The 12,028-nt window shown below is 70.8% G+C and carries 11 protein-coding genes; 9 read left to right on the top strand and 2 right to left on the bottom strand.

What is annotated here, in order from left to right:
* The first annotated feature begins 4 nt into the window (after positions 1-4).
* The 5 genes from shc to OHA30_RS04780 all read left to right on the top strand — a co-directional run bounded on the left by shc (position 5) and on the right by OHA30_RS04780 (position 7,304).
* The gene (gene shc / locus OHA30_RS04800; protein WP_328912543.1) at positions 5-2,038 is read left to right on the top strand and encodes a squalene--hopene cyclase; all 2,034 of its coding nucleotides are present in this window, start codon (positions 5-7) and stop codon (positions 2,036-2,038) included.
* 3 nt (positions 2,039-2,041) lie between these two features.
* Complete coding sequence (locus tag OHA30_RS04795) at positions 2,042-2,644, top strand: phosphorylase family protein (RefSeq protein ID WP_328912542.1); 603 nt, start codon at positions 2,042-2,044, stop codon at positions 2,642-2,644.
* 6 nt (positions 2,645-2,650) lie between these two features.
* A complete protein-coding gene (gene hpnH / locus OHA30_RS04790) occupies positions 2,651-3,679 on the top strand; it encodes an adenosyl-hopene transferase HpnH (protein ID WP_328912541.1) in 1,029 nt (342 codons plus the stop codon).
* Between the two features lie 137 nt (positions 3,680-3,816).
* On the top strand, positions 3,817-5,850 hold the full coding sequence (gene dxs / locus OHA30_RS04785) for a 1-deoxy-D-xylulose-5-phosphate synthase (protein ID WP_328912540.1): 2,034 nt from the start codon (positions 3,817-3,819) through the stop codon (positions 5,848-5,850).
* Complete coding sequence (locus OHA30_RS04780) at positions 5,847-7,304, top strand: aspartate aminotransferase family protein (protein WP_328912539.1); 1,458 nt, start codon at positions 5,847-5,849, stop codon at positions 7,302-7,304. Before dxs ends, OHA30_RS04780 begins: the two co-directional genes overlap by 4 nt.
* A gap of 40 nt (positions 7,305-7,344) precedes the next feature.
* Here OHA30_RS04780 and OHA30_RS04775 read toward each other — a convergent pair whose 3' ends face one another.
* On the bottom strand, positions 7,345-8,172 hold the full coding sequence (locus OHA30_RS04775; protein ID WP_405786155.1) for a tyrosine-protein phosphatase: 828 nt from the start codon (positions 8,170-8,172) through the stop codon (positions 7,345-7,347).
* Between the two features lie 245 nt (positions 8,173-8,417).
* On the opposite strand from OHA30_RS04775, the gene OHA30_RS04770 reads away from it, so the two are divergent.
* A complete protein-coding gene (locus OHA30_RS04770) occupies positions 8,418-9,233 on the top strand; it encodes an SGNH/GDSL hydrolase family protein (RefSeq protein WP_328912537.1) in 816 nt (271 codons plus the stop codon).
* A gap of 31 nt (positions 9,234-9,264) precedes the next feature.
* Here OHA30_RS04770 and OHA30_RS04765 read toward each other — a convergent pair whose 3' ends face one another.
* The gene (locus tag OHA30_RS04765) at positions 9,265-9,816 is read right to left on the bottom strand and encodes an ATP-binding protein (RefSeq protein WP_328912536.1); all 552 of its coding nucleotides are present in this window, start codon (positions 9,814-9,816) and stop codon (positions 9,265-9,267) included.
* 178 nt (positions 9,817-9,994) lie between these two features.
* Here OHA30_RS04765 and OHA30_RS04760 point away from each other — a divergent pair, with 178 nt between their 5' ends.
* From OHA30_RS04760 to OHA30_RS04750, 3 genes are all read left to right on the top strand, one after another.
* Positions 9,995-10,819: a helix-turn-helix domain-containing protein gene (locus tag OHA30_RS04760; RefSeq protein ID WP_328917722.1), complete on the top strand. Its 825-nt coding sequence runs from the start codon at positions 9,995-9,997 to the stop codon at positions 10,817-10,819.
* A gap of 102 nt (positions 10,820-10,921) precedes the next feature.
* The gene (locus OHA30_RS04755) at positions 10,922-11,137 is read left to right on the top strand and encodes a DUF397 domain-containing protein (protein WP_328917721.1); all 216 of its coding nucleotides are present in this window, start codon (positions 10,922-10,924) and stop codon (positions 11,135-11,137) included.
* A gap of 64 nt (positions 11,138-11,201) precedes the next feature.
* On the top strand, positions 11,202-12,008 hold the full coding sequence (locus OHA30_RS04750; protein ID WP_328912535.1) for an SAM-dependent methyltransferase: 807 nt from the start codon (positions 11,202-11,204) through the stop codon (positions 12,006-12,008).
* The last annotated feature ends 20 nt before the right edge of the window (positions 12,009-12,028 follow it).

Below are 12,028 nucleotides of genomic sequence, written 5' to 3'. Positions count from 1 at the left end.
AGCCATGACAGCGACGACCGATGGCAGTCCAGGGACGCCAACCCACCGGACACCTTCGGCCAGCAGCACCTCGGAACCGGACCCTGTTCCATCCGGAACCACCGAGGCGGCGGCGCAGCGTGCCGTGCAGCGCGCCGCAGACCACCTTCTGGCACGGCAGCACCCTGACGGATGGTGGAAAGGCGACCTCGAAACGAATGTGACCATGGACGCCGAGGATCTGATGCTGCGGCAGTTCCTCGGTATCCAGGACGAGCAGGTCACCGCGGCCTCGGCCCGGTGGATCCGCTCCCAGCAGCGCGAGGACGGCGCCTGGCCCACCTTCCACGGCGGGCCCGGTGACGTCTCGGCCACGGTCGAGGCGTATGTCGCGCTGCGGCTGGCCGGGGACTCCCCGGACGAGGCCCATATGGCGCTGGCCGCCAAGTGGTCGCGCAACGAGGGTGGCGTCGCGGCGAGCCGGGTCTTCACCCGGATCTGGCTCGCCCTGTTCGGCTGGTGGAGCTGGGACGACCTCCCGGAAATGCCGCCGGAGATCATCTACCTGCCCAAGTGGATGCCGCTGAACATCTACTCCTTCGGCTGCTGGGCCCGGCAGACCATCGTGCCGCTGACCGTCGTCGCGGCCCACCGCCCGGTGCGCCCGGCCCCGTTCGGCATCGACGAGCTGCATGTCGATCCCGCGGTGCCCAACCCCAAGCGGCGCCGCTCCCCGATCACCAGTTGGGACGGTGTCTTCCAGCGTCTGGACCAGGCGCTGCACGTCTACCGCCGGTTCAGCCCGCGTCCCGTGCGCCGAACCGCGATGAACGCCTGCGCGCGCTGGATCATCGAACGCCAGGAGTCCGACGGCTGTTGGGGCGGCATCCAGCCGCCGGCCGTCTACTCGGTGATCGCCCTGCACCTGCTCGGGTACGACCTGGACCACCCGGTGGTCAAGGCCGGACTCGAGTCGCTGGATCGTTTCGCCGTCTGGCCCCGGGACGGCGTACGGATGATCGAGGCGTGCCAGTCCCCGGTCTGGGACACCTGTCTGGCCGCCATCGCGCTCGCCGACGGCGGGGTGGCCGCCGACCATCCGGCGCTGGTGAAGGCCGCCGACTGGATGCTCGGCGAGCAGATCACCCGGCCGGGCGACTGGTCGGTGCAGCGTCCGCAACTCGCGCCGGGCGGCTGGGCCTTCGAGTTCCACAACGACAACTACCCGGACATCGACGACACCGCGGAAGTGGTGCTGGCGCTGCGCCGGATCGACCACCCGGACCAGGCGCGGGTGGACACCGCGATCGACCGGGCCGTCCGCTGGAACGTCGGCATGCAGTCCAGGAACGGCGCCTGGGGCGCCTTCGACGCCGACAACACCAGCCCCTTCCCCAACCGGCTGCCGTTCTGCGACTTCGGCGAGGTCATCGACCCGCCGTCCGCGGACGTCACGGCCCATGTCGTGGAGATGCTGGCCGCGCTCGGCCTCGAACAGGATCCGCACACCCGGCGCGGCATCGAGTGGCTGCTCGCCGAACAGGAGGACAGCGGCGCCTGGTTCGGCCGCTGGGGGGTCAACTACATCTACGGCACCGGGTCCGCGGTCCCGGCGCTGGTGGCGGCCGGCCTGTCCACCGGCCATCCGGCCGTCCGCCGGGCGGTCGGCTGGCTGGAGTCGGTGCAGAACACCGACGGCGGCTGGGGGGAGGACCTGCGCTCGTACTCCGAGCGGGAGTGGGCGGGCCGCGGGCACTCCACCGCCTCGCAGACCGCCTGGGCGCTGCTCGCGCTGCTCGCGGCCGGCGAGCGGGACAGCGAGTCCGTGGCGCGCGGGGTGCGCTGGCTGGCCGAGACGCAGAAGGAGGACGGCTCCTGGGACGAGCCGTACTTCACCGGCACGGGATTCCCCCGTGACTTCTCGATCAACTACCACCTCTACCGCATGGTCTTCCCGCTGACCGCGCTCGGGCGCTACGTCCGGCGCGAGCCCTTCGGGGCGCTCGGTCACCCGAGCAGCCTCACGGCCGGCTCCTCCGTCCCGGGAAAGGGGGCCTAGTTCGTGGGTGGTACCCCGTCCCCGCTGCTGGTGGTGTGCGCCCTGCGCATCGAGCGGTTCGCGCTGCGCAGGGGAGTGGCCAGAAGCGCCGCGGACGCGGTCACCGTGCTGCGTACCGGCATGGGACCCAAGGCCGCGGACCGGGCCGTCCGCGCGGCCCTGCACGACCCGTCGGCGGCGGACACGGCCGTACTGACCACAGGCTTCTGCGCCGGGCTCGCCCCGGGCATGCGGCCGGGCGATGTGGTCGTCCCCGACGACGGGCACGAGAGCGCGGCGCTGGTCGCCGCGCTGAAAGCCGCCGGGCACACCGTGCACACCGGCACCCTCGCGGAATCCGACCATGTCGTGCGGGGCGCCGAGCGCACCGCACTCGCGGCGACCGGTGCCATCGCCGTCGACATGGAATCGGCCTCGATGCGGCGCGCCGCCCTCGCCGAGGGGGCGCACCGCATCGCCGCGGCCCGCGTCGTCGTCGACACGCCCGAGTTCGAACTCGTGCGTGTCGGAACGCTTCGCACCGGGATCATCGCATTCCGGGTGCTCAGAGATCTTGTTCCCGCCTTTCTCGAATGGCACCGCACTACCGCGCTCCCCTGGAGGTGAGCTCAGATGGCTATGCCGCTCCGTCAGACCATCCGTGTCGCGTCGTACCTCTTCGAACAGAAAATGGTCAGGCGCCGCGAAAAGTTCCCGCTGATCGTGGAACTCGAACCGCTCTTCGCGTGCAACCTCGCCTGTGAGGGCTGTGGCAAGATCCAGCACCCGGCGGGAGTGCTGAAGCAGCGCATGCCGGTGGCACAGGCCGTCGGGGCGGTGCTGGAGTCGGGCGCGCCGATGGTCTCCATCGCGGGTGGCGAGCCGCTGATGCACCCGCAGATCGACGAGATCGTACGGCAGCTGGTGGCGCGCAAGAAGTATGTCTTCCTCTGCACCAATGCCATGCTGCTCCGCAAGAAGATCGAGAAATTCACACCGTCTCCTTACTTCGCGTTTACCGTTCATATCGACGGCATGCGGGAACGCCACGACGAATCCGTGGCGAAGGAAGGTGTCTTCGACGAGGCGGTCGAGGCGATCAAGGAGGCCAAGCGCCGCGGTTTCCGGGTGACCACCAACTCCACTTTCTTCAACACCGACACCCCGCAGACGATCGTCGAGGTCCTGAACTACCTCAATGACGATCTCCAGGTCGACGAGATGATGCTCTCGCCCGCCTACGCCTACGAGAAGGCACCCGACCAGGACCACTTCCTGGGCGTCGAGCAGACCCGCGAGCTGTTCAAGAAGGCCTTCGGCGACGGCAACCGGCGGCGGTGGCGCCTCAACCACAGCCCGCTCTTCCTGGACTTCCTCGAAGGCAAGGCGGACTTCCCCTGCACCGCCTGGGCGATCCCCAACTACTCGCTGTTCGGCTGGCAGCGCCCCTGCTACCTGATGGCCGACGGCTATGTGGCCACGTACAAGAAGCTGATCGACGAGACCGACTGGGACAAGTACGGCCGCGGCAGGGACGAGCGCTGCGACAACTGCATGGCGCACTGCGGCTACGAGCCCACCGCCGTCCTGGCCACCATGGGGTCCCTCAAGGAGTCCATCCGCGCCGCCCGGGAGACCGTCGCGTCCAACCGCGTGAAGTGACCTTCCGATGACCGCGTACGAGCCACCCGCGCCGACGGCCCCGCGCCGCCGCGTCGGTGGCTCGTACGCGCACCGCGGCCGGCCGGGGAACGGCCGGCCGAGCTCAGCAATCCCGGCAGGGGGAACGAGGTCCATACATGTCGATGCTGGAGACCATCCGAAGCCCGCGCGACCTGAAGGCTCTGCCCGAGGGCCGGCTCGACGAACTCGCCGCCGACGTCCGCCACTTCCTCGTCCAGGCCGTGGCCAGGACCGGCGGCCATCTGGGACCGAACCTGGGCGTGGTGGAGCTGACGATCGCGCTGCACCGCGTCTTCGACTCACCCGCCGACCGCATTCTGTGGGACACCGGCCACCAGTCCTACGTCCACAAGCTGCTCACCGGCCGCCAGGACTTCTCCAAGCTCCGCAGCAAGGGCGGGCTGTCCGGCTACCCCTCGCGGGCCGAGTCCGAGCACGACGTGATCGAGAACAGCCACGCCTCCACCGTGCTGGGCTGGGCCGACGGCCTGGCCAAGGCCAACGAGGTGCACGGCCGCCCCGACCATGTCGTCGCGGTCATCGGTGACGGCGCGCTGACCGGCGGGATGGCCTGGGAGGCGCTGAACAACATCGCGGCCGCCAAGGACCGCCCCCTGATCATCGTGGTCAACGACAACGAGCGCTCCTACGCGCCGACCATCGGCGGCCTCGCCAACCACCTCGCCACCCTGCGCACCACCGACGGCTACGAACGCTTCCTGTCCTGGGGCAAGCAGCTCCTCCAGCAGACCCCCGTCATCGGCCAGCCGCTCTACGAGTCCCTGCACGGCGCCAAGAAGGGCTTCAAGGACGCCTTCGCGCCGCAGGGCATGTTCGAGGACCTGGGCCTGAAGTACGTCGGCCCGATCGACGGCCACGACATCGCCGCCGTGGAGTCCGCGCTGCGCAGGGCCCGCCGTTTCCACGGCCCCGTGCTGGTGCACTGCCTCACCGAGAAGGGCCGCGGCTACCCGGCCGCCGAGCAGGACGAGGCCGACCGCTTCCACACCGTGGGCGCGATCGACCCGCTGACCGGCCGCCCGCTGGCGCCCTCCGGGGGTGCCTCGTGGACCTCGGTGTTCGGCAAGGAGATGGTCCGGATCGGCGACGAGCGCCCGGACGTGGTGGCCATCACCGCCGCCATGCTCCAGCCGGTCGGTCTCGAAGCCTTCGCGAAGGCGTATCCGCACCGGGTCTTCGACGTCGGCATCGCCGAGCAGCACGCGGCGACCTCGGCCGCGGGACTCGCCACGGGCGGGCTGCACCCGGTGGTCGCGGTCTACGCGACCTTCCTCAACCGGGCCTTCGACCAGGTGCTGATGGACGTGGCCCTGCACAAGTGCGGGGTCACCTTCGTGCTCGACCGGGCCGGGGTGACGGGCGTGGACGGCGCCTCGCACAACGGCATGTGGGACATGTCGATCCTCCAGGTCGTCCCCGGCCTGCGGATCGCCGCCCCCCGAGACGCCGACCAGCTGCGGGCCCAGCTGCGCGAGGCCGTCGCCGTCGAGGACGCGCCGACCGTCATCCGCTTCCCCAAGGAGACCGCGGGCGAGGCGCTGCCCGCGATCGGCCGGATCGGCGGCATGGACGTCCTGCACCGGCCCGCGGAGGACGCGCGGCCGGATGTGCTGCTGGTGTCGGTCGGCGCGCTCGGCGGCACCTGTCTGACGGTCGCCGAACTGCTCGCCGGGCGCGGCATCGGTGTCACCGTGGTCGACCCGCGCTGGGTCAAGCCGGTCGACCCGGAGCTGCCCGCGCTGGCGGCCGGCCACCGCCTGGTGGCCGTGGTCGAGGACAACGGCCGGGCCGGCGGCGTCGGTTCGGCCGTCGCGCAGGCGCTGCGGGACGCCGGCGTGGACGTGCCGCTGCGGGACTTCGGCATCCCGCAGCAGTTCCTCCCGCACGCCAAGCGCGCCGAGGTGCTGGCCGACATCGGGCTGACCCCGGCCGAGATCGCGGGCCGGATCGGCGCCGCGCTGACCCGTATCGCCGCGCGCGGGGCCCAGGACACGGACGGCGCCCAGGACACGGGCGCGGTCCCCGGCAAGGGAGGCCACGACGCGGGTGACGATCCCACCGTCCCCGCCCCGGCCGGACCCGCGCACATTTCGGTAAGCACACGCACGCAAGGAGCAGGTGAGCGATGACATCGTCAGAGCCGGCCGGTACGCTGCCGGCCCCCGGCGGCCCCGTGGACGTCGGCAGGCCCGCCGGGCAGCCCAAGGGCTTCGATCTGGCGACGCTGCTCGCCGAACGCGGTGGTGAGCGCTACGACCTGCACACCAAGCACCTCAACCACCAACTGCCGCGCATGCTGCACACCATCGGCTTCGACAAGGTCTACGAGCGGGCCGAGGGCGCCCACTTCTGGGACGCCGAGGGCAACGACTACCTCGACATGCTCGCCGGGTTCGGCGTCATGGGCCTGGGCCGTCACCACCCCGTGGTCCGCAAGACGCTGCACGACGTGCTCGACGCCGGGCTCGCCGATCTGACCCGCTTCGACTGCCAGCCGCTGCCCGGCCTGCTCGCCGAGAAGCTGCTCACGTACTCGCCGCACCTGGACCGGGTGTTCTTCGGCAACAGCGGCACCGAGGCGGTCGAGACCGCGCTCAAGTTCGCCCGCTACGCCACCGGCAGGCCGCGCGTGCTGTACTGCACCCACGCCTTCCACGGCCTGACCACCGGCTCGCTCTCGGTCAACGGCGAGGGCGGCTTCCGCGACGGCTTCGCCCCCCTGCTGCCCGACACCGCCGTCGAGATGGGCGACCTCGACGCGCTGGCCCGGGAGCTGAAGCGCGGCGACGTGGCGGCGCTGATCGTCGAACCGATCCAGGGCAAGGGCGTGTACGCCACCCCGCCCGGGTATCTGCGCGCCGCCCAGGAGCTGCTGCACCGGCACAAGGCGCTGCTCATCGCCGACGAGGTGCAGACCGGCCTCGGCCGCACCGGCGACTTCTACGCCTACCAGCACGAGGAGGGCGTCGAACCCGACCTGGTCTGCGTCGCCAAGGCGCTGTCCGGCGGCTATGTGCCCGTGGGCGCGACCCTCGGCAAGGACTGGATCTTCAAGAAGGTCTACTCCTCGATGGACCGCGTGCTCGTGCACTCCGCGAGCTTCGGGTCCAACGCGCAGGCCATGGCCGCGGGTCTCGCCACCTTGTCGGTGATGGACGACGAGCAGATCGTCGCCAACTCCCGCCGCATGGGCGACCTGCTGCGCACCCGGCTGGCCGCCCTCACCGACCGCTACGAACTCCTCAAGGAGGTGCGCGGCCGGGGGCTGATGATCGGCATCGAGTTCGGCCGCCCCAAGTCGCTGGGCCTGCGCAGCCGCTGGACGATGCTCCAGGCCGCGCGCAAGGGGCTGTTCGCGCAGATGGTGGTGGTGCCGCTGCTCCAGCGGCACCGCATCCTCACCCAGGTCTCCGGCGACCACCTGGAGGTCATCAAGCTGATCCCGCCGCTGGTCGTCGACGAGGCGGACGTCGACCGGTTCGTCGCGGCCTTCACCGAGGTGATGGACGACGCCCACGGCGGGGGCGGCCTGATGTGGGACTTCGGCCGCACCCTGGTCAAGCAGGCGGTCGCCCAGCGGTAGCGGACGGCCCCGGGCCGAGAGGGCCCGGGGCCTGTGGGCCTCAGCCCGTGAGGAACCGGTCGCGCAGGCGGTCGCGGCCCTCCGGGGTGAGGCCCAGGCCCTCCGTCAGATAGCGGTCCACCGAGCCCCATCGCTCCTCGATCGTGTCGAAGGCCGCCCGCAGATAGGCGGTCCGCGCGCCGAAGAGCGGGTCGAGCAGTTCGCGTACGGCGGGGCTGATGGCCGTCCCCGTGCTGCCGTCGCCGCGGACGACCTTGTAGCGGCGGTGCCGGGCGTTGCTCTCCAGGTAGTCCGCCTCGATCGCGGACCGCTCGACGCCCAGGGCCAGCAGGATGACCGCGATCGACACGCCCGCCCGGTCCTTGCCCGCCGAGCAGTGCAGCAGCGCGGGGACGGCCGGGTCCTCGGGCGCGCTGAGCAGGGCCATCATCCGGCCGTGCTCGCCGGTGCGCTCCAGGACCAGCCGGCGGTAGGAGTCGGCCATCCGCGCCTCGCCCCTGCCCTCGCCCAGCAGGGCGTCCAGCGCAGCCACGTCGCCGTTGCGCACGGTGTCCCAGAAGGTGTCGTCGTTGTTGTGCGCGGGGTCGCTGAGCGGCAGATTGACGTTCTCGGTGCCCGGCAGGTCGGTGTCGCGGCCCTCCAGCCGGATGTCGTCGCTGTTGCGCAGGTCGAAGACCGTACGCAGACCGAGCCCCGCGAGGAAGGCCGCGTCCTGCTCGGTGGCGTGCGCGAGATGGCCGCTGCGGAAGAGCACCCCCGGCCGCACCCGGCGGCCGTCGGTGGCCGGCAGCCCCCCGACGTCACGGAAATTGCGCACACCTGTCAGCTCGGGCTCCGGCCCGGACCCGCTCGGGGCCGACTGCCGCACTTCCTGCGTCACCTGCGCTCCTTCGTTCATCGCCGATTCGCTCGCCACTGCCTCTTCGGTCGTCCGCCGACGACGATACGGCAGCGGGGGGCCGGCGCACCGGACGGAACGGGGTCAGGGGTGGCAGGCGACCGCGCGTCCGGCGGCGTACATACGACGGGTCCGGCCCGGTGGGATGAATCACGTGCCCTCCGGGCGTTCCTACGGTCGCGTAGGTCGCGGACCGAGGAGCAGGATGGTGCGACGTGGCTGACGATTCGCAGAGAGACGCCAGGCAAGACAAGGACGCGATCGGGTCGTACACCGCGGTGGGGGACAGCTTCACCGAGGGCGTGGGCGACCCGGGACCCGACGGTACGTTCGCCGGCTGGGCCGACCGGCTCGCCGTACTCCTCTCCGACCGGCGGGCGGTCCACGGGCCGCCCGGCGACTTCCGTTACGCCAACCTCGCGGTGCGCGGCAGGCTGCTCGACCAGATCGTGGCCGAACAGGTGCCCAGGGCCCGGGAACTCGCCCCGGACCTGGTGAGCTTCTGCGCGGGCGGCAACGACATCCTGCGGCCGGGCGGCGACCCGGACGCCATCGCCGAGCGCTTCGAGGCCGCCGTCGCCGACCTCAGCTCCGCGGTCGGCACGGTCCTGGTCTGCACCGGCTTCGACACCCGCGACGTGCCCGTGCTGCGTCATCTGCGCGGCAAGATCGCCACCTACACCGCCCATGTGCGGTCCATCGCCGACCGCTACGACTGCCCGGTGCTCGACCTGTGGTCGCTGCGCTCGGTGCAGGACCGGCGGGCCTGGAGCGAGGACCGGCTGCATCTGTCGCCCGAGGGGCACACCCGGGTCGCGCTGCGCGCCGCGCAGGTGCTCGGCCTCGACGTGCCGGCCGACCCCGACCAGCCGTGGCCGCCGCAGTCGCAGCGGCTGCCGTCGCAGGTGCGGCGGGACAACATCCACTGGGCGCGCGAGTATCTGGTGCCGTGGATCGGGCGGCGGCTGCGCGGGGAGTCCTCGGGCGACCATGTGGAGGCCAAGCGGCCGGATCTGCTGCCGCTGAGGTGAGGCCGCGGGCCGGGCGCTCGGGGCGCCGGCGTCAGCGGGGTGTGGGGCGGGGCGCGGGCACCGCGTCTGCCGTACGCGGTGTGCCGGCCGTACGGGGGGCCGGCGTTCGGGCCGCCGAACGGGCCGGTGCGCGCGCGGTCGTACGGGCCAGTTCCGCCCACACCACGCGTCCCGTACCGTCCTCCGCCGGGTCGGACCCCCAGGCCAGCGAGAGCACGCTCACCAGGAGCAGTCCGCGCCCGCCCTCCTCGTCTGCCTCGGCGTCGCACGGCACGGGAACCCCCGTTCCCCGGCCCTGATCGGTCACTTCGAGCCGTACGACCGTGCCGGTGTCGTGCAGTGCGCAGGTGATCCTGGCGCTGTCGGTGTGCCGGACCGCGTTGGTGAACAGTTCGGTGATCACCAGACCGGCGTCGTCGCGGAGTTCGTCGTCCGCGTCCCACTCGAGCAGGCGTGCCCGTATTCGCCCGCGGGCGTCCGCCACGGACGCGCTCAGCGCGGGCAGCCGGAAGACATCACGGCGGCCGGGGTGTCCGACGCCGTCCCGGCACTCGTGCCGGAGGGCGTCAGCTGAAGGAACCACTCCGTAACTATGAGGCTCGCCCCGGACACATGGCAAGGTCCGTTCTGTAATTTGCAGAATCGACAAGACATGCTGTTGAACGCGCTGACGTCATGACACACTGCTTGTGAGCCAAGCGAGTTGGAGGATGAGGCACGTGATGGACCCCCGCCCGGGTGGTGCTCCGACCGTCCTGCGCATGGTGCTCGGCAAGCGTCTTCAGGACCTCCGGGAGAAGGCGGGGCTCAGCTTTGAACAGGCCGGGCGCGCACTCGATGTGACGCACGCCACCATTCGGCGGATGGAAAAGGCCGAAGTCGGGCTGAAAATCCCTTATGTCGAGAAGCTTTTGGTCACGTACGGCATCACCGCGCCCGAGGAGATCGGCGGCTTTCTGTCGCTCGCCCGCGAGGCCAACCGCCCGGGCTGGTGGCACAGCTTCCGCGATGTGCTGCCCGAGTGGTTCAGCGCCTTCGTGAGCCTTGAGGGCGAGGCGTCGGTCATCCGCGCCTACGAGCCGCACTACGTCCCCGGCCTGCTGCAGATCCCGACGTACGCGCGCGCGGTCCTGCGCGCCGGACTGCCGCACGCGCCCGCCGACGAGATCGAGCGACTCGTCACCGTGCGTATCGAACGCCAGGCGCTGCTCAGCCGCGAGGGCGCGCCCCTGCTGTGGGTCGTCATGGACGAGACGGTGCTGCGCCGGCCGATCGGCGGCCGCAAGGTGATGCGCGACCAGTTCACCGCGCTGATCGAGGCCACCGAGCGGCCCAACGTACGGCTCCAGGTGATCCCGTTCGCGGCCGGACCGCACCCGGCGATGTACGGCCCCTTTCATATCTTCCGGTTCCAGCTCCAGGAGATCCCGGACATCGCCTACACCGAAAGCCTGGTGGGCGGTGCCTATTTCGACGACCGTGACGACGTGTCGACGTTCCTGGAAGCCCTCGACCGGATGTGCGCACAGGCAGCGCCCGCACACAGCACGAAAGCCATCCTCGATGGCATGCGCAAGGAGATCTGAACCATGGATCGCATCACCAACGACGACATATACAGCGGCGTATACGCGTACGAAGACCTGTACGACACCGTTTACGACGGAATCGACCGTATCTACAACGGAATGCCCGCCATCGAACTCGGCGCGGACGGCTGGCGGAAGCCGTGGAGCGGCGGCAACGGGGGCTCCTGTGTCGAGGCGAAGAAGCTCAACGACGGCCGGGTGGCGCTTCGGCAGTCCACCGACCCGCACGGGCCGGCGCTGATTTACACCCATCACGAGATCACCACGTTCATCCAGGGCGCCAAGGCCGGCGACGCGGATTTCCTCCTCGGATGAGCACGCCCCGAATGACACCGCCGGAAACGAACCTGCACCACGTACCAATGAAGCGGAGGACGGCGTGACCGACCAGGGATTCACCGTCGACGAGATAGACACCAGCCGGCCGCACCCGGCCCGGATGTACGACTACTTCCTCGGTGGCAGAGACAACTACGAGGTGGACCGGGAGGCGGCCCAGCGGGTGCTGGACGTGGTGCCCGACGTCGTGCACGGTGCCCGCGCCAACCGCGCCTTCCTCCAGCGGGCCGTCGGCTTCCTCGCCGAGAACGGGATCCGGCAGATCATCGACATCGGCACGGGCATCCCCACCTCGCCGAACACCCATGAGATCGCCCACGCGATCTCGCCCGACGTACGCATCGCCTATATCGACAACGACCCGATCGTGGCCACCCACGCCGGGGCGCGGCTGACCAACACCGGCAACACCGGCTTCTTCCTCGCCGACATGCGCGAGCCGCGCACGATCCTGGACCACCCCACCATCAGCGAACTGATCGACTTCAACGAGCCGGTCGCCCTGATGCTGGTGTCGGTGCTGCACTTCGTGACCGACGAGGAGGACCCGGCGGGCATGCTCGCCACCTTGCGCGACGCGCTGCCGGAGGGCAGTTACCTGGTGCTCTCGCACGCCACCGGTGACTTCCACGAGGACACCGTGGACGATGTGCTGTCGGTCTACAAGAAGGCCACCGCCGCGCTCACCGCCCGCACCCACGCCGAGGTGCTGGCCCTCTTCGACGGCTTCGACCTGGTCGACCCCGGCCTGGTCCAGGTCCCGCTGTGGCGCCCCGAGGGCGCGACACCCGGCCCCGCGGAGCTGAGCCGGGTCGGCGTGTACGGAGGCATCGGCCGCAAGCGCTGACGCCCGCCTCCCGGTCCCCG

Origin of the sequence: Streptomyces sp. NBC_00223 (assembly GCF_036199905.1) — a bacterium.
Lineage (GTDB): Bacteria > Actinomycetota > Actinomycetes > Streptomycetales > Streptomycetaceae > Actinacidiphila.
Note: the sequence above shows the minus strand (reverse complement) of the source record. Positions and strands in the feature narration are given on the sequence as shown.